At 67.2% G+C, this 17,410-nt stretch carries 16 protein-coding genes and 1 pseudogene; 5 read left to right on the top strand and 12 right to left on the bottom strand.

Annotated elements, in window-relative coordinates; all coding sequences use genetic code 11:
- Positions 1–472: 472 nt before the first annotated feature.
- The gene (locus tag ACWZHB_RS20875; RefSeq protein WP_427903530.1) at positions 473–904 is read right to left on the bottom strand and encodes an RDD family protein; all 432 of its coding nucleotides are present in this window, start codon (positions 902–904) and stop codon (positions 473–475) included.
- A 269-nt stretch (positions 905–1,173) separates the two neighbouring features.
- Here ACWZHB_RS20875 and ACWZHB_RS20870 point away from each other — a divergent pair, with 269 nt between their 5' ends.
- Entirely contained in the window at positions 1,174–1,662 is a 489-nt protein-coding gene (locus tag ACWZHB_RS20870; RefSeq protein WP_427903529.1) for a DUF3558 family protein, read from the top strand.
- Positions 1,663–1,704: 42 nt separating this feature from the next.
- Here ACWZHB_RS20870 and ACWZHB_RS20865 read toward each other — a convergent pair whose 3' ends face one another.
- The 3 genes from ACWZHB_RS20865 to ACWZHB_RS20855 all read right to left on the bottom strand — a co-directional run bounded on the left by ACWZHB_RS20865 (position 1,705) and on the right by ACWZHB_RS20855 (position 4,208).
- Positions 1,705–2,175, bottom strand: a complete 471-nt coding sequence (locus tag ACWZHB_RS20865; RefSeq protein ID WP_427903528.1) for an RDD family protein — start codon at positions 2,173–2,175, stop codon at positions 1,705–1,707.
- Positions 2,176–2,215: 40 nt separating this feature from the next.
- Positions 2,216–3,208: an LLM class F420-dependent oxidoreductase gene (locus tag ACWZHB_RS20860; protein WP_427903527.1), complete on the bottom strand. Its 993-nt coding sequence runs from the start codon at positions 3,206–3,208 to the stop codon at positions 2,216–2,218.
- Positions 3,209–3,521: 313 nt separating this feature from the next.
- Positions 3,522–4,208: a DUF899 family protein gene (locus tag ACWZHB_RS20855; protein ID WP_427903526.1), complete on the bottom strand. Its 687-nt coding sequence runs from the start codon at positions 4,206–4,208 to the stop codon at positions 3,522–3,524.
- An 80-nt stretch (positions 4,209–4,288) separates the two neighbouring features.
- On the opposite strand from ACWZHB_RS20855, the gene ACWZHB_RS20850 reads away from it, so the two are divergent.
- Both ACWZHB_RS20850 and mgtE read left to right on the top strand, forming a co-directional pair.
- Positions 4,289–4,864, top strand: coding sequence for a TetR/AcrR family transcriptional regulator (locus tag ACWZHB_RS20850; RefSeq protein ID WP_427903525.1), 576 nt, complete (start codon positions 4,289–4,291; stop codon positions 4,862–4,864).
- Positions 4,865–5,217: 353 nt separating this feature from the next.
- On the top strand, positions 5,218–6,669 hold the full coding sequence (mgtE, locus tag ACWZHB_RS20845; protein WP_427903524.1) for a magnesium transporter: 1,452 nt from the start codon (positions 5,218–5,220) through the stop codon (positions 6,667–6,669).
- A 36-nt stretch (positions 6,670–6,705) separates the two neighbouring features.
- Here the strand turns inward: mgtE and ACWZHB_RS20840 are convergent, their stop codons facing one another.
- The 3 genes from ACWZHB_RS20840 to ACWZHB_RS20830 all read right to left on the bottom strand — a co-directional run bounded on the left by ACWZHB_RS20840 (position 6,706) and on the right by ACWZHB_RS20830 (position 9,617).
- Positions 6,706–7,686 (bottom strand): peptidase, encoded by a 981-nt coding sequence (locus ACWZHB_RS20840; RefSeq protein ID WP_427903523.1) that lies wholly within the window; start codon positions 7,684–7,686, stop codon positions 6,706–6,708.
- A gap of 114 nt (positions 7,687–7,800) precedes the next feature.
- Complete coding sequence (locus ACWZHB_RS20835) at positions 7,801–8,745, bottom strand: hypothetical protein (protein ID WP_427903522.1); 945 nt, start codon at positions 8,743–8,745, stop codon at positions 7,801–7,803.
- A gap of 20 nt (positions 8,746–8,765) precedes the next feature.
- Complete coding sequence (locus tag ACWZHB_RS20830; protein ID WP_427903521.1) at positions 8,766–9,617, bottom strand: peptidase; 852 nt, start codon at positions 9,615–9,617, stop codon at positions 8,766–8,768.
- 476 nt (positions 9,618–10,093) lie between these two features.
- Between ACWZHB_RS20830 and nrdF the strand changes: the two genes are divergently transcribed.
- Positions 10,094–11,056, top strand: a complete 963-nt coding sequence (nrdF, locus tag ACWZHB_RS20825; protein ID WP_056812336.1) for a class 1b ribonucleoside-diphosphate reductase subunit beta — start codon at positions 10,094–10,096, stop codon at positions 11,054–11,056.
- A gap of 61 nt (positions 11,057–11,117) precedes the next feature.
- Here the strand turns inward: nrdF and ACWZHB_RS20820 are convergent, their stop codons facing one another.
- The 3 genes and pseudogenes from ACWZHB_RS20820 to ACWZHB_RS20810 form a co-directional block, all read right to left on the bottom strand.
- Positions 11,118–11,522 carry a hypothetical protein gene (locus ACWZHB_RS20820; RefSeq protein ID WP_427903520.1) on the bottom strand — a complete coding sequence of 135 codons (405 nt, stop codon included), beginning with the start codon at positions 11,520–11,522 and terminating at the stop codon, positions 11,118–11,120.
- A 143-nt stretch (positions 11,523–11,665) separates the two neighbouring features.
- A pseudogene (locus ACWZHB_RS20815) lies at positions 11,666–13,235 on the bottom strand (AMP-binding protein).
- Positions 13,229–14,521, bottom strand: a complete 1,293-nt coding sequence (locus ACWZHB_RS20810; RefSeq protein WP_427903519.1) for a lipase family protein — start codon at positions 14,519–14,521, stop codon at positions 13,229–13,231. Before ACWZHB_RS20810 ends, ACWZHB_RS20815 begins: the two are co-directional and overlap by 7 nt.
- A 95-nt stretch (positions 14,522–14,616) precedes the next feature.
- Here ACWZHB_RS20810 and ACWZHB_RS20805 point away from each other — a divergent pair, with 95 nt between their 5' ends.
- Positions 14,617–15,282 carry a TetR/AcrR family transcriptional regulator gene (locus ACWZHB_RS20805; protein ID WP_427903518.1) on the top strand — a complete coding sequence of 222 codons (666 nt, stop codon included), beginning with the start codon at positions 14,617–14,619 and terminating at the stop codon, positions 15,280–15,282.
- 15 nt (positions 15,283–15,297) lie between these two features.
- On the opposite strand, the gene ACWZHB_RS20800 is transcribed toward ACWZHB_RS20805, so the two are convergent.
- On the bottom strand, positions 15,298–16,191 hold the full coding sequence (locus tag ACWZHB_RS20800; protein WP_427903517.1) for a dioxygenase family protein: 894 nt from the start codon (positions 16,189–16,191) through the stop codon (positions 15,298–15,300).
- A gap of 86 nt (positions 16,192–16,277) precedes the next feature.
- A complete protein-coding gene (locus tag ACWZHB_RS20795) occupies positions 16,278–17,366 on the bottom strand; it encodes an ABC transporter substrate-binding protein (protein ID WP_427903516.1) in 1,089 nt (362 codons plus the stop codon).
- Positions 17,367–17,410 lie beyond the last annotated feature (44 nt).

Genomic DNA, 17,410 nt, shown 5'->3' with positions numbered 1-17,410 from the left:
CGGTTCGGCGACGAGAATCCGTTTCACGGGCGCACGCACTCGGCTTCACAGCGTGCGAAATGGTCGATCGAACGTAAAGGCACATACGAAGGCGAAGCCAATCCGAACTATGGGAAGTTCGGTCCAGAACACCCCGGATTCGGCCGTGTGATGTCGGAGGAATCGCGTCTGCGGCTATCGGAGATGAGAACCGGCGCGGGAAACCCGAACTACGGGCGGACGGCCAGCGCCGAGACTCGGGCGAAGATGTCTGCTGCTCAGAAAGGGCGACCGAAGCCCACGAGCAGGCGTAACGCACACACTCGCCATCACACGAATAAGGCTGTGTTCAAAGAATCTTGTGCGTATTGCGTCGAGGACCTGGCGAATCGGGACGATCGGAAACCTGAAGTCGATAGCTGAACCCCATCGTCGGCCCCACGGATGAGCCGTCCGAACTGCTGCGCACGTGAGTCGGTCGGCCCTATGCGTGTCAGTCGACGGAATCGAAGAGGTCGAAGCAGGACCAGCCGCCGCGGAACCACTGGACGACCAGTTGCCAGGTCGACGGGTAGGTTCCGTCGGCGTAGCACAGGCGCAGGCCGTATCGGCACTTGCCGATTGTCGTTCGGGTGTGGCGTTGGATCACCGTGCGGTGCAGGAAGGACGCGCCGAGCCAGGCGAGGATGCCGTACAGGACGGCTGTTGCACCGGGGGCGAGGTACCAGGCGGTGGCGCCGATCGCCGCGTGCAGCGTCATGTCGATGAGGAACGCGGGAATCACGCCGGTCTCGTCGCCGTTGGAAGTGCGTGCGGTGAGCGGGAATTCGTCCGCCCGGCGCTGCGAGGCTCGCGTTTCGGTGAACGCTGGTCGCTCGACTCTGCTGGTCCTTGCCGCGTGCCGGGGCGGTGCTGCGTTGCTCATGGGCCTCAGCGTGGTGCGTAGCGCTTAACATCCACCCGCTGTCGGTCTTGTCGACCTGTTCACGACGTTGCGTGCTCGCTGATCTGAAGTGGCGGCACAAGTGAGCAGGCATGCACCTAGTCAGTCGAGCAGGCATGTGGTCGCGTGTTCTTCACAGCCGAGGGAGGTGTTCGTGGTGATCGGCACAAGTCTGTTCCAGCGACGGCACCGGACAGTTGCGAACCTTGTTAACGTGGCCGCGTTTTGAGATGCACGGTGAGAGGGACCAGATGAAGCGCGCGCTCGTGATGGTAGCGGCCGGAGGATTGGCGCTGGCGGCGCTCGTCGGATGTTCGAGCGACGAGCCCGCGGAAGCGAAGGTGTTGTTCGAGCCGTGCACCGGGGTTACCGCGGGTGCACTGCAGAAGGCCGGTGTCGACCCCGCGACGAAGGTTGCCGCGGGTGCACCTGCCGCGGGCTGGCAGACCTGCGAATGGACCGGTGCCACCGTCCACCTGAAGGTGTTCTCGATCTCGAGAACCCTCGAGGAGTTCGAAAAGGAGTCGGGCACGACAGCGTTCACCGACGAAACCGTCGCGCGCCGCGCCGGCCGCCGCCTGGCCGCCGCCGCGGCCCCCAACTCCTGTGACGTCCTCTTCTCCGCCGACCAAGGAGTGATCCGCATGGTCGTAGTGAAGAACCCCACCGAACCGGCCACCGACCCATGTGTCACCCTGCGCCACATGGGCGAATCGATCGTCCCGACCTTCCCTGCCTGAGCAGCCGCTCATCACCCGAGCGCGAGCCGCTGACGTCGGTGTTCAGGGTAAGGAGAGGACTTGGATCACGGATTTGAGCACGGTGGTGAGCCAGTGTTTTGTCAGGCGGCCCAGGGTGGGGTGGGTGCCGTCGGGGTGGGCCAGGCGTAGGCCGAGCAGGGCGTTGCCGAGGGTTGCTCGGGTGAGTCGCTGAATCGCGACGCGGTGCAGGAAGGAGGCGGTGATCCAGGCCAGGCAGGCATACCAGAACGCTGTGGTGGGGTCGTTCGGTCGAAGGGCGAACCAGACGGCGACGCCGATGCTGATGTGGAGGGTCCAGTTGATCAGGGCGGCGAGGATGGCGGGTAGGGGGTTGTCGCTGTCGGGCGGGGTGGTCGACAGGCTGTGTTTGCTCGGTGCGGGATCGCCGTCGTTGTCGAGGGTGGGGCCGAGGTGGCGTGTGCCGTCGGGTCGCTGCTGGTCTGTGGTGGTCAGCGCCGATGATTCGCGCCGCACGGCCTCCGGTTGCCTCATGACGCCAAAGTAGAAAGTGGGGCTTAAGGCCGGCCGTGGATTACGCCAATGCCGGGATCACCTCGCGTTCGAAGAGTTCGATGCCGGAGGTGTCGTAGGCGGCTTCGGGGAAGTTGAGGATGGCGTAGGCGAGGCCGAGATTCTTTACCTCGGTGAGGCGTTCGATGATCTGTTCGGGGGTGCCGACGGCCGCGCTGGTGGCGAATTGTTCGTGCACAAAGGCTTTCGCCTCGTCGGCGCCGAGGAAGGGGGTGAAGCGGTCGATGACTGTCGAGAGACGTTCTTGCACTTCGGTTTCGGTCGTGCCGACGATGGCGTTGAAGTTGGAGCTGCGGGTGATCGCCGCGAAATCGGTGCCGACCTCGGTGCAGTGCCGGCGCAGGATGTCGGACTTGCGGGCGAACTCTTCGGGGTTGCCGCTGAAATTGGTGTAGGCGGCGTACTTCGCCGCGATCCGCAAGGTCTTCTTCTCGCCGCCGCCCGCGATCCAGATCGGAATTCCGTTCTCCTGCAACGGGCGTGGGTGCACGATGGCGTCGTCGACCTGGTAGTACTTGCCGTCCAGTGTTGCCCGGCCGGTCTGCCAGGCCTGACGGAAGATCTGCACGCCTTCGTCGAGGCGGCCGAGGCGTTCGCCGGCGGGCGGGAAGCCGTAACCGTATGCGCGCCATTCGTGTTCGTACCAGCCACCGCCGATGCCCAGCTCCACCCGGCCGCCCGAGATCAGGTCGACGGTGGCGGCCACCTTGGCGAGGTAGGCGGGGTTGCGGTAGCTCACCGCGGTACACATCTGGCCAAGCCGCACGCGCGAGGTGGTGGCCCCGAACGCCGCCATCAACGACCATGCCTCGTGGGTGGCCTCGTCGGTGGGGACGGGCGTGGTGTGGAAGTGGTCGTAGACCCAGATCGACTCCCACTCGGTGATCGCGTCGAACCGCTGGGCCAGCTCACGCATCACCGACCACTGGTCGGCCGGTTCGATACCGACCAGATCCAGCCGCCAGCCCTGGGGAACGAAGATGCCGAATCGCACAGGTTTTCTCCTGGAGTGAATGGAACTCGAGCGGCGCGCCACACGCCGCGGCTGTCGCGCTCCACTGTTCCACTTCCGTGCGCTCAGGCAACTATTGTGCGCGCACCGCGCTGAACTCTGGACCGGCTGTTATGCACGGAAATTCACTGGGCACGCGGGGCGAACCTGGGCAGGCTCGCCCTCGTATGAACAATATTTCCCCACCCCGCCTCGGCGTCGATTTCGGCCGGGTGATCCAGGGGCCGCGCGCACGCCGGGCGCCCCGGACACGCCCGATCGGCCGCGATCGGGCGTGCGGCCGCGATCTCGCAGATCAGGCGCTTGGGTCGCCGTAGGACGCGGCGATGTCCTTACTGCTCGGCCAGCCGCTGTAGGTCGGTGACTGCGGCCAGCCCTCCGGACTGTCCTGCCATACCTCCTGGCGGCCGTAGGGGAGCGCGTCGATGAGGCCGAAGGTGTAGGCGAGTTGTTCGGTGCCACGGCCGTCGGTGTGCCAGCTGCGGTAGACGGTGTCGCCGTCGCGCAGGAAGGTGTTCACGGCGAAGCCCGCGCCGGGGCCTGCGCCCATGTCGGCGCCGAACGGGCTGTCGGCGGTCGAGTACCAGGTCATCGTGTTGCCGACGCGCTTCTTGTAGGCGAGCACCTCGTCCATCGGCCCCTGCGTCACGATGACGAATCGCGCGTCGTAGCCGTCGAGAAAATCCAGCCGTGCGTACTGCGCGGTGAGGCCGGTGCAGCCCCCGCACTGCCAGGTGTTTCCCGGCGTCCACATGTGGTGATAGGTGATCAGCTGCGAGTGCCCGTCGAAGATCTCGGCGAGTGAAACGTCGCTGCCGTCTTCGGCTTTCAGCGTGTAGTCGGGCAGGCGGACGGCGGGCAGACGCCGGCGCTGGGCGGCGACGGCATCGAGTTCGCGGGTCGCGGCCTTCTCCCGGATTCTGAGCTGATCGAGTTCGGCCTGCCAGGCGTCCTGATCGACGATGGTGGGCAATGCGGTCATGATGGGCCACCCTTCGATGTGTACGGTGTGCACATTTGATATGTTCACACCGTATACTTCTTCGAAAGGAAGTTCAAGGGTTGGCCTATCACCACGGTGACCTCGCGGCGGCATTGGTCGAGGCCGGACTGGAACTCACCAGATCCGGCGGGCCCGACGCGCTGACGATCCGCGCAGTCACCCGCCGGGTCGGTGTCACGCCGAACGCCGCCTACCGGCACTTTCCCGACCGGCAAGCCCTGTTGCGCGCGGTCGCGACGGCGATCGAGGCGCGGATGGCCGAGGGCATGGAGCGCGTCCCGGTGGCACCGCGCGCGAGCTTGCGCGCGGTCGGCCTCGGGTATATCGGCTTCGCGCTGGGGGAACCGGGCTGGTTCGCGGTCGCGTTCTTCGGCGCCGGTGACACCTCGCCCGAATCGGTCGTCGACTCGCCCGCCTATCTCGCCCTCGCCGACGCGCTCGACATGATGGTGCACATCGGCGAACTCGCCCCCGCGGCGCGCCAGGGCGCGACCTGGAGCTGCTGGTCCACCGTGCACGGCTTCGCGGAACTGGCATTGCGCGGGCCGTTGCGGCACCTGGACCGCGCCGAGTTGTGGCCGCTCGCGGAACAGGCCGTCGACACCGTCATCGCCGGGCTCCCACGGGTGGTGTGAGTGGGCTCACTGTGACCAGTGGTACGCGAGCCAGGGGTGAAACGAACGGGCCTCGCATGTAGTCTCTTGGTGGAAGGGTGTGCCCGAGTGGGTACTCCACGTGATCTGCGGAGCGATGAGCCGCGGCGACTGTGAGGAGGTGGGGTTGCAATGCGCAACGAACCCCCCAGTCGAAGGCCGCGCGGCGTCACCCCTTCGTCCTCGCACTGAATTCCTGACCTGGTAGGTCCGGCTCGTGCGTGCTGGCCCCGGCGGTGGACGCCCCGCGGTGTGAACGTCAGCCACCGTTCCACTCATTCGCATCCTGTCGCAATGTCGCAGGCGTGCGCGCTGTTACGCCAGAGGACTCCTCCATGTCGAACATCGATCTCGTCGAAACCCGTCACGTACCCACCGAATCCGTTGCGCCGGAAGTAGTTTCGCCGCGCCGCACCCCCGTCGAAGATCACGCGGTGACCGAGGCGCTGGAAATTCTGTCCGAATCGGTGCGCGATATCGTCGCGACCCACCGCGTCACCTGCGGTGGCCTCGACTGGCTGGAGAACCGTCCGCCGCACGTGATCGCCGACGCGCTCGCCCGGATGGACGCCGTGCAGGCCGGAGTCGTGTTCCGGCTGCTCGACAAGGAGCGCGCGCTCAGCGTGTTCGAGGAGCTCGAGCCGGTGGACCAGCAGCAGATCCTGCAGGGCCTGCGCGAGAAGAGCTTTCGCGATCTCGTCGAGGCGATGGACCCCGACGACCGTGCTCGGATGCTGCACGAAGCACCCGCCAAGGTCGCCAAGAAGGTGCTGGCCGGGCTGAGCCCGCGCGAGCGCCGGATGACGGCCGCGCTGCTCGGCTACCCCGAGGGCTCGGTCGGGCTGTTCATGACGCCGGAAGTTGTTGCGCTGCCGGACAATCTGACCGTCGCGCAGGCACTGGGCTGTGTGCGCGCCAAGGGCGGCAACGCCGAAACGGTCTACACGCTGCCCGTGGTCGATCGCGGCCGCCGCCTCACCGGCATCGTCGAATTGCGCGAGCTGGTGCTGCACTCCCCGGACGCGATGGTGTCCGAACTCGTCGTCACCGAGCCGCCATTCGTGCGGGCCACCGATTCCGCGGAGAAGGCCGCCCGGCTGATGAGTTCCACCAACCTCATCAACCTGGTGGTCGTCGACAGCGAGGACCGGGTGGTCGGGCTGCTCACCATCGACGACGCGATGGAGGTACTGGAGGCCGCCGACAGTGAGGACGTCGCCAAGCAGGCCGGTTCGGCGCCGTGGGAGGGCCACTACATGGCCGCCAAGGTGTTCCAGCTGGCGCGCTACCGGGCGCTGTGGCTGACGCTGCTGCTGTTCGCGGCCACGCTGACCGTGAGTGTCACCGACATGTTCGCCTCGACCCTCGAACAGGCCGCGAGTCTGGCGCTGTTCATTCCGCTGCTGATCGGCGCGGGCGGCAACGCGGGCGCGCAGGCGGCGACGGCGTGCGTACGCGCGCTGGCGGTCGGCGAGGTGCGGGTCTCGGATCTGTTCAAGGTGATCTGGCGCGAATGCCGGGTCGGGCTGGTGCTCGGCAGCATGCTGGCCGCGGCCGGGCTGCTGATCGGCACCGTGTTCGTCGGGCCGAAGATCGCCATCGTCGTGGCCATCACCCTGGTGGTCATCTGCGGCTGGGCGGCGACAATCGGCGGCACGATGCCGTTGCTGGCCAAGAAGTTCCGGATCGACCCCGCGGTCGTGTCGGCGCCGATGGTGACCACCCTGGTCGACGCGACCGGGCTGATCATCTACTTCACCACCGCGAAGCTGGTGCTGGGGATCTGAAGCTGGTGCTGGGGATCTGAAGCTGGTGCTGGGGATCTAACGCTCCGGGAAGAGCGTGAGCGTCTGTGCCATGACGTCTTTGGCGACGTCGTCAGTGGCGGCGACCACCTCGACAACCGGAATGCGCCTGCCGAACGCGGTGGATTCGGCGGGCAGTTCCGGGCCGACGGCCGCGGTGTAGATCGGGATCGAGCTGTCGTAGACCGAGACCGAGCGGTGCACCGTGCGGCCGTCGATGTGGTCCTCGGTGCTGTTGGCGGCCAGGTAGTCGGGCACGCGGTACTCGTAGCTCACGGTGATCTTCTCGCCGCGATAACTGAAGAGGCACTGGGTGAGTCGCTGTTCGTCGCCGGGCACGGCGCCGGCCAGTTTGCCGCGAACCGTGCACGGGTCGGCGCCGAGCAACACGGTTGGTGCGGTGTCGGGGGAGGTGCCCTGCGGCGGCGACTGACGCCAGCGCTCGATCATGCCGGGCATCAGTTCGTCGGCGACCGTGCACGGGTTCTTACCCGGGGTGGACAGGCCGAGGTAGAACGCCGCGCTCGACGGGAACTGGGCGGTCGCACCGCAGGCGCGTGGTTCGCCCGCATCCCGGTCGGGGACCGTGCGGACGTTCGTGTCGCCGATCTGCCGCGTGACGCCGCGGCCGCCGGTGGACAGGGCATCGAGCAGGGTGGCGTGCCAGGTCAGGGTCGAGCCTTCGCCTGCTTTGTCGCTGCCGATGATCGCCCGGCACGAGTCGAGGCCGACGGTCACGCTCTTGACCTCGCCGAACTGTGCCAGGGTTTCGCGTGGCAGCAACGCGCAGACGTCGACCTGGCGGGTCGCCTGGGCCACCTCCGCGCGCTGGTTCTGATCCTGGGGGACCTTCGACCAGAACTCGGGGGGCTGGGCGGGTATCACCGGCGCCGGTGGCGGTGGCAATGTCGCGTAATCGGGTGGGTCGCCCGCCTCGTCACTCCCGCACCCGGCGCATACGAGCAACGCGGCAGCGGCCAGCGCCATCCTGCGATACATCCGCACCCCTGTCCTCGGCAGATCCGGGCCCGGACGCGCGCCCGACCACCGAGTCTGCCCGCGACGGCAACCCTCGCGCAAACATCGCGCCAGGTCGTTCTCAGAACGTTGTCGTCACCGCACCAGCGGCAAGGTTTCGCGCATGACCTTCTCCGCGATCGTGGAGTCGGCTGTGACCGAGACGGTCGGCACGCGCCGACCGAGCAGGGCGTCGGTCGGCCCTGGTGCGAGACCGGGGCCGACGACCGCCGACAGCGACGCCAGGTCGGACTGGGCCGTATCGAACCGGTACACCTGGCGGGAGCCGACGGTGAAGGCCGGCGCGTCGTCGATGATGGAACGTTCCTCGTTGTAGTCGTAGGTGACGATCGCATCGCGCCCTTCCACGTGCAATGTGCACGTGGTGACACCCTGATCGGCCGCGGGCACCTGGACACCGAGCGACGGTGCGACCGCACACGGATCGGCCCCGGTGATCACCGCCCGATCCGAGTCCGGCGAGGTCCCCTGGGCAGGTTCCTTACGCCATTCGATCAACGCGATCCGCAACAGCGCCTTCGCCGACGCGCAGGCATCCTGCGGCGCCCGCACACTGAACGACAGATCGGCCCCCGCCACGAATCGCGCCCACGCCTGACAGGCCCCACGCACCTGCGGATCGCCCGACGCCGCGGGTTCGTCGTTGAACAGCACCCGCACATCCCCCATCGACTCGACGTCTACCGGTCGGTCCATGCCCGGCTCACCCTCGAACATCACCCCGGTACTCCAGGTCGCATCGATCCCGGTGAGATGACCCTCGACAGCGATGTTGAGCCGGCACTGATTCGGATGCACGTTCTCGACATCGCGCACGGTGCCGAGCGTCCCCAGCGCTGCGCGGGGTAACAACGCGCACACATCGATCGCCCTGACCTTGCGCAGAACCGCGACCTTGTCCTGATCGGAAACCGCTGCGGTGGACCAGAATCCGCCTTTGGGCATGGAGTCCGGTGCGGGTTCGCTCCCGCACGCGACCATCGTCAGCGCTGCGGCGATCAGCAGGATGAACTGTCGCACAGGGGTTCTCCTTGTCCGGATCAGGTGGCGGGGAAGAGCGTGAGGACCTGCCGCATCACATCTTTGGCGACGTCGGGAGTGTCGGCGAACACGTTGACCGCGGGTGCGCTAGGGCCGAGATAGCCTGTCTCCCCGGCGAATTCGGGGCCCACCACCACGGTGTAGCTCGTGCCGTCGAGGACGTTGGCGGTACGGCCGTCGGGCATCTGCTCGGTGTTCTTGCTGAGTATCAGTTTCTCGCGGTTCTCGAAGCTGACGACGACATCAACGCCTCGGTAGGTGAAGCCGCACGAGTTCAGCGTCGGCACGCCGAACGGGCCGGTTCCGTCCAGGAGGGAGCGCACGGCGCACGGATCCGCGCCGTTCAGGACCGAGCGCCTCGTATCGGGTGAGGTGCCCTGCGGTGGCGCTGCCAGCCAGCGTTGCACCGCGCCGGGGACCAGGGCCTCCAGTCGGGCACACGCGTCGGTCGTCGGAGAGGTGGTCGCCTTGAAATAGATGGCCGCACCTGAACGGAACTTCGCGGTGGCATTGCAGGTCTTCTCGGGCGCACTGGTTCCCGGGTCATCGGGCAGCACCGACAAGGCAACGTCGCCGAGTTGCCTCACGGTTGCTCCCGGTTGTGGGACATCGCCGAAGACCACCATCGACGCCCAGCTCAGCTTCTCGACACTGCCCTTCGGTCCCAATTCGACTCGGCAGGAATCAGTTTCGTCGTTGTCGACTTTGCGTACCTCGCCGAAAGTGCTGAGTTCCGTGCGGGGAACGAGCGCGCACACGTCGATGAGTCGCGCATGCGCCGACACCTGGGCTCGCTGCTCGTCGGTCTGCGGGACGGTCGACCAAAACGATGCGTCGACCGGGGTCGGCACAGGCTCGACAGCTCGCGTGGTCTCCGGCGGATCTGCTTGACAAGCTGTCAGTCCGAGAATGACGGCGGCGGCGCCAACCACCAGTCGACGCAATCGCATATGCAAATCCCCCTCGCGCGGACGACGCCCGCTCCTTTGACCCACTTCGAATGCCAGTGTGCCGGATTTGCCACCTCTGACCCGCACCGGGCCAGGTGCGCCGGTCAGTGGCGCCGCTCACCGGCGGACCGGGCGCTCACACGCATGTGGCGAATCACTGGCGATGCGATGGTGGTGTGGCGGCGATCGTGCCGCACAATGGGGGCCGCGTGTGTGGTGCGGGTGTTCGGCCGGTCAGGTCGGGTTCCGCGCGCCGCAACACAAGCTGTAGTGCTCCCCGAGGTTGTCACCCACTACGAGTAGTGTTCTGGGTGAAGGGCCTCGCGCATGTCGGCGAGTGCGGGTCATCAGGTCTGGCGGAAAGGTGTGGAGGCGGAATGAAGCTCATCGATCGGGCGTCGGCCATCAATTGGAATCGGGTGCCCGATGAGAAGGATGCCGAGGTCTGGGATCGGCTGACCGGCAACTTCTGGTTGCCCGAGAAGGTCCCGGTGTCCAACGACATCCCGTCCTGGAACACCCTCACCCCCGACGAGAAGCAGCTCACCATGCGGGTCTTCACCGGCCTGACGCTGCTCGACACCATCCAGGGCACCGTCGGCGCGGTCTCGCTGATCCCCGACGCGATCACCCCGCACGAGCAGGCGGTGTACACCAACATCGCGTTCATGGAGTCAGTGCACGCCAAGAGCTACAGCTCCATCTTCTCGACCCTGTGCTCGACCAAGGAGATCGACGAAGCCTTCCGCTGGTCGGAGGAGAACCGCAACCTGCAGCGCAAGGCGGAGATCGTCCTGGGCTACTACAACGGCGACGATCCGCTCAAGCGCAAGGTGGCCTCCACGCTGCTGGAGAGCTTCCTGTTCTACTCCGGCTTCTACCTGCCGATGCACTGGTCCTCGCGGGCCAAGCTCACCAACACCGCCGACATGATCCGGCTGATCATTCGCGACGAGGCCGTGCACGGGTACTACATCGGCTACAAGTATCAGAAGGGCCTCGAGCTGGTCTCCCAGGCCGAGCGCGACGAGCTCAAGAACTACACCTTCGAGCTGCTCTTCGAGCTCTACGACAACGAGGTCGACTACACCCAGGACCTCTACGACGAGGTCGGCCTCACCGAGGACGTCAAGAAGTTCCTGCGCTACAACGCGAACAAGGCGCTGATGAACCTCGGCTACGAGGGTCTGTTCCCGAAGGACGAGTGCGAGGTGAACCCTGCGATCCTCTCGGCCCTGTCGCCCAACGCCGACGAGAACCACGACTTCTTCTCGGGTTCGGGTTCCAGCTACGTCATCGGCAAGGCCATCAACACCGAAGACGAGGACTGGGAGTTCTGAGCGAACTCGACCCACGACGGCGGCGGAGTGATCCGCCGCCGTTGTGCTGGGATCGGATCGGTCAGCGCTCCCACGGTGCTTGCAGTGACGGATCGTCGAAGGCCTCGGCCGCCTGCTGATAGAGCTCGCCGATACGGTGCTCGACCTTCTTGCGGTCTTGTTCCGAGATGTCGGCCTGGTCCAAGCGCGCGGCCGCGTTGGCCACGGCGTGGAAGACCAACGTCGGCTTGCCGTCGATGATGTCGGCGACCGGGAATTTGTAGTCGGCCTCGGTGGCGGGATTGCCGCCACGTTCGCGGTACAGATAGATGCTCGCCAGTTTGAGCGGGTCGCCGTTTGCCCACCGCAAGGCGTCGTGCTCGGCCTTGGTGCCGCTCCACTCGTGGTCTCGGGGAGCCCACGGAAGGTCGAGATCGGCGGCGTTGTCGGATGCGGGCGGGATTCGCTCATCGGAATGCTCGGCCATGTTCTCCTCCTCGAACGGGGGTTGTCGGAGCTTCGGCGCGGGGCGATCGCGACGCGGGGAGCGCTGTTCGCCATGATAGCAATCGGGCGGCTACCGGCGATTTCCCCGCGGCGCCGACAGTTGGTCGGCGCCGCGGGGTCCGTTCAGCCGAGCGCGGCCAGGCCGCGGCGGTCGATTTTGCCGGTCGGGGTGCGCGGGAGCTCGTCGACGAACAGCACGTCGCGGGGTGCTTTGAAACGCGCGAGGTGGGATTTCACGTAGGCGCGGACGGTGTCCGCGTCCAGATCGGCCGCGGGGACGATGAACGCGGCGAGCCGTTGCCCGAATTCCTCGTCGGGGACACCGATTACGGCCGCTTCGGTGATCGAAGGGTGCTGGTAGAGCAGGTCTTCGATCTCGCCGGGGAAGACGTTCTCACCGCCGGAGACGATCATGTCGTCGTCGCGACCGTCGATGAAAAGCCTTCCGCCGGAGTCGAAGTGGCCGAGGTCGCCGGTGCTCATCAGGCCGCCGCGGATCTGCTTGGCGCCGCCACCCGAGTAGCCCGCGATCGCGATGAAATTGCCGACATGGACGGTGCCGACACGGCCGGGTTCGGTGACGAGGGTGTCTTCGTCGTAGAGGGCGACCGTGATGCCGACCGGTGCCTTGCCTACGGTGCCGGGTGCGGCGATCCAGTCCTGCGGGGTGGCGATGGTGGCGGTGCCGGTTTCGGTGCAGCCGTAGAAGTTGTAGATCACGGGGCCGAATGCCTCGATGGCTCTGGTGCCCAGCGAGGAGGGGAGCGCTGCGCCCGCGGTGAAGACGATCCGCAACGAGCTGGTGTCGTTGGCGGACAACGTCTCTGGGCCGAGATCGAGGATGCGGCGCAGCATGGTCGGCACCAGTACCACCATGTCGGCTCGATGCCCGGCGATCTGGCCGAGCGCGCGGGCGGCGTCGAATCGGCCGTGTAACACGATCGTCGAACCCAGGTTCAGCGACACGATGAACTGCGACAGGGCGGTGCCGTGGAAAAGTGGCGCGCACAGCAGCACGGTCTGGCCACGCCGCAACGGCACCCGGTCGACGAATTGTGCCGCTGCCAAAGGAGATTCGACACGTCGCGGTGCGCCCTTCGGTGTCCCGGTGGTGCCGCCGGTGAGCAGGACGAAGCCCGCCTGCTCGGCCGGTGCGGGCAAGCGCGCGCCGCCGGGTGTGGCATCCACGTCGAGCACGGTGATATCGCCGGGCAGGTCATCGGCGAGTGCGGACCGGCTCGGGTCGAGCACCAGCGCGCACCTGCTCCCGGACGAGCACATCGTGCAACTGCGCGGCGCCGAACCCAGTGTTGAGCAGCACCAGTCGGGCGCCGAGTTTCGCCGCGGCAGCCATGGTTTCGACCAGGAGCAGGCCGTCGGGACAGAGCACCCCGATGGTGTCGCTCGCATCGAAGCCCGCGGCGTGCCAGCGGGTGGCGATCGCATCGGTGCGTGCGTCGAGTTCGCCGTACCTGATCCGGCGGTCACCATCGATCAGTGCGATCCGGTCGGGGGTTCGTCGCGCCGAGGTGATGATTCCGCCCGCGATCGGACCGTAGGCGCGCATCGTGGCGGCGGTCCGGGCGATCTGGGGCGGATGGCGCAGATCGATGATCCCGGCCCGCTGCATGACCCGGATCTGGCGCACTGTGGTCCGCGCCGTGAGCGCTGCCCGGCGCACCGCGCTCAACATACTCGCGGCCCGGGGTCGGCTCCGGCGGTGACCGCGAGCAACCAGGCGACAGTGCCCAGTTCGGGGACGATCTCGGCGCTGATGTGCTCGGAGAACGGCACCCGCAACATCCGCATGTTCGCCCCGCGCGCGCAGTAATCGGCGGCGATCTTGTCGATCACCAGTTCGGCGGGCAGCAGTTGGTCGGTGGTCGAGTGCCACATCAACAGCGGCATATCGGGTGTGTTCTCCGGCTTGCCGAAGCTCGCCGCGGCCAGCGCCGGTTGCGCGGCAGCCAGCGCGGCAGCGGGGTCGGTCAGGTACTCGGCCATCGGGCGAAGCAGCGTGGTGGCCACGGCGGTGTAGAGGCAGCGTTCCCGCAGGTCATAGGCAACACGCTGGCCTTCCGGTGTCAGGTATCGCTGCAATTCCCGGTCGAACTCGGGGTATTCGCGGGCCAGTCCCAGCACCGCCAGCCAGCCGGTGAAGTTCGCTTGCGGCTGCTGCCCCGAGATCGCGAAAGGTGCGATCGCGACCTTGTCGCCCGGGATACCGCCCTGCGCACTGCCCTCGATATCGAGTTCGGGAGCGTAATGGCGGCGCTGCTCGGCGGCCGAGGCGGAGGCGTTGCCGCCACCGGAATAACCCCACAACCCCACCGGTGCGGTCTCGAGCCCGAGCCCACCGCGCTTGGCGGCGCGGATCCCGTCGAGCACCATCCGCCCCTCGCTGGGCGACATGATCGTGTTCTCTTTGCCGTCGAAATCGGTGACGACCACCGCCGCGCCCGCCGCGAGGAACTGACTCATGATGGCCACTTCCTTCTGGATTCCCGCGCGCAGGGTGTAGGACGGATTGCACTGCTGGCCGAGGCTGTCGATCGCCTCCTGATAGGAAATCAGCGGGCGCGCACCGGGTCCCAGCCACGGGATGCCCGGCATCAGCACGGTGGTCGCCGTGGCGAGCGGGTTGTCGTGCACATCGGAGCTGCGCAGCAGCAGCTGTGTGGTGTGCACCGGGGCCGGGATGCCGAGCACGTGGGTCTGCACGATCCGGCTGCGGATCACGTCGCCGTTGGCGTAGGCGGCGAGATCGGCCGGATCGGCGTACCAGGGGTCGTGCTGAGGGGTGGGGATCGGCACGACCGCCGGATATACCTGCGCCTCGTTCGGCAGCGGTGGCAGTTCGAAATCCTGGGCGCCCGCCGGACCCGCTGCCACCAGCACTGTCATCGCGAGCAGAGGCAGGGCTCGGGCGCCGAGCCGTCGGAGCCGGGGCGACCGGCAAGTGGCCGTGCTGCGCTGCATGGCATCTCCTTCGATAGGTGATTCCGATTACAGCACGTTGCCTTGTTGAGAACAAGAGTTCTTGTTCTTATTGGGCGATCTGTAGGCTGAGCTGCGTGACGTCGACCGACAAGAGCCAAGTCCGCTCCCGGCGCATCCAGGGCTTGGACGCCGAACAGCGCCGTGCCCGCAGGCGGGAACAGATATTGGCCGCCGCTTTCGACTTGATCGCCGCCGACGGCTACGTCAACACCGCGATCGAGCAGATCTGCCAGACCGCCTTCGTCGGCAACAAAGCCTTCTACGAACTCTTCGACAGCAAAGAAGACTGCTACCTGGCGCTGCTACAGCAGCAGAGCGAACACGCACAGGACAAGGTCGCCACCGCGCTGTCCGAATCCTCGGGCGCCCGCGACGACGTGGTCGCCGCCGTCATCGGCGCCTTCGCCCATTCGATGGTCGACGACCCGCGCGTGGCGAAGGTGACTTTCGGTGAGGCCAGCGGCATTTCGGCGAAAGTCGAACAGCAACGGCGGATCAACCGCCGCTGGGCCGCTCAGTTCCTCGAAACCCTGTGGCGTGAATACGGATTCGTGCCCCCCTTAGGAGTCGGCATCGATCTGCACGCCCTCGCGGTCTCCACGATCGGCGGTCTGTTCGAGACCGTCGCCGACTGGCTCCACACCGACGCCGGCGCGACGGGCGACATCGATGTGCTCATCCGAGATCTCATGGCGTTCATCGAGATCGTGCACTCAGGATTGGGGCGGTCCGCGGGTTGAGTCCGCCCGCATTCGTCAGCGGGGAGCGGGGCCGCCGGGCGGCGGGCCGCCTGGCGCTCCGTTGCCCGAGGGCGGGGCACCGTTGCCGGACTGGGTGTTCTGGGATTTCGCGGCGACGCCGACCGTGAGGGCGACGGACATGCCGGTGGTGGGTGTGCCGGTGACCGTGGCCAGTTCGGCGTCCCAGCCGTCGCCGAAGACGTTGTCGGAGGACAGGGTTACGCCGGACATGTTGCGGGTGCTGTTCGTGTAGCCGGGGTCGGCGTCGAAGACCGAGGTGCAGGCGTCTTGGGGCAGGGCGATCTGGGAGGTGAGGCGGGCGTTGTCGCCTGCGACGGCGGTGGACAGGGAGTCGTAGACCTCGAAGTGGATGTGTGGCCAGCGGCCGGCGTAGCAGGCCGGGAAGATCGAGGTGAAGCGGACGGTGCCGTTGTCGTCGGCTACTTGGACGCCGCGTAGGTAGTTCTGTTCGGTGGCGCCGTCGGTGTAGAGGGAGTAGCGGCCTTCGCGGTCGCAATGCCAGACGTAGACGGCCATGCCGGTGCCCGCCGCGTTCTCGACGAGATCACGCAGGTTCAGCGTGAGTGTCATCGGAACACCCTGGGCGGTACCGGAATACGTGCCGAAACTGGTGGTGATGTCGGATCGCACCACGCCCGATTCGATCAGGACATTGGGTCCGTTGGAGCCGTCACCCGGGTAGGGACCCGCCGTCTCCTGCGGTGCCGCGGCGGGGGTTTCCGCCGACGCGGAGGTGGTGGCCGAGCTGGTGCTCGCGTCGGTCCTGTCGTCGGTGGTCGCGCAGCCCGCCGCCGCCGCCGCAACCCCGGCGACGCCGAGAAACCTCAGCGCTCGCCGCCGCGACAGCACTCGAAGATCGTGCCCGAGTCCCAGATCGTGCTCGCCCATTTCCGCTCCTTCGCTGCCGTGTTGACGACCACGGTAAGCACGGGGGCTGCGCCGGAGCCGCGAACGCGCTGAGAGGTAGCTGGGAGTCAGTCGGTGACGTAGCCGTTGAGGCTGTTGCGCAGGTCGGTGAGGACCGCGCGGGCCGCGGTGAGGCCGGTGGTGTGCCAGATCTTGTCGTCGACCGCGAAGACACGCTTGTCGGACGCGGCGCCCAGCTCTTCGAACTGATCGGAGCGCAGGACCTGCCTGCCGTGTTCCTCGCCGTCGGGGCCGTCGAACATCACGTAGATGACATCGCCTTCGGCTTTGGTGGCGAGGTCGGCTTCGGTGATGTCGAAGGATCGGCCGCGCTGGGCGGTGGGGCGCTGGACGCCGACGTCGGAAAGGACCTGGGCCGCGAAGGTTTCGGTGCCTTGGACCTGAATGGTGTCGGCGGTGAAGCGCAGGACCGAGGCCTGGGATTGGCGCGCGTTCAGGGCGGGGCCGAGGTCGTGCGCTTCGGTGAGGTAGTTCTGCAGGGCGGTGCCGGCGGCGTCGCTGCGGTTCATGCCCGCGGCATAGGCGGCGAAATCGGACTGCCAGCTGCCGCCCGCGCCGATCAGGACGGTGGGGGCGATCTTGCTCAGCGCGTCGAAACCACCGGCGGTCGTGGCGACGTCGCCGAGGATCAGGTCGGGCTTCAGCTCGGCGATCCGTGCGGGATCGGGCTGACCGATGGCGCCGACGCTTGGCACCTTCACGACGCCGTAACCCAGGTACATCGGTTGCGGACGGTCGCCGTCGAGGGTGACCGCGCCCGCGACCCGCTCCCACAGGCCCACCGCGCAGGCCGCGTCGAGCGCCGCGGTGGTGAGTACGACGATGCGCTGCGGGTCGGCGGGAACCTGTGAGACACCGCCGGTGTGGGTGACGGTGCGCGCCGCGCCGGAGTCCGGCGCGCTCGGCAGCGGGCACGCGGTCGCGGTGTCGCGATCGGTCCCGACCACGCCCGCACCCGCGATATTCGTGGTGGTGCGGATGATCGTGCTCGCGTCATCGTGCTTCTCCGCGCACCCCGCGGTGAGCACGGCGGCGCACAGCAACGCGGCCGCCACGACGAAGCCGCGCGAGCGGACGTGCCCGCCCGGCTCGGCGGTGCGACGGAATCGGGTGCGGTTTCGGGCGCTCGCCAGCATGCGCACGAGGGTACTGCGTGGCCGCCGGTGTGAGTGCCGCGGGC

The organism is Nocardia sp. FBN12 (assembly GCF_054031145.1).
Note: the sequence above shows the minus strand (reverse complement) of the source record. Positions and strands in the feature narration are given on the sequence as shown.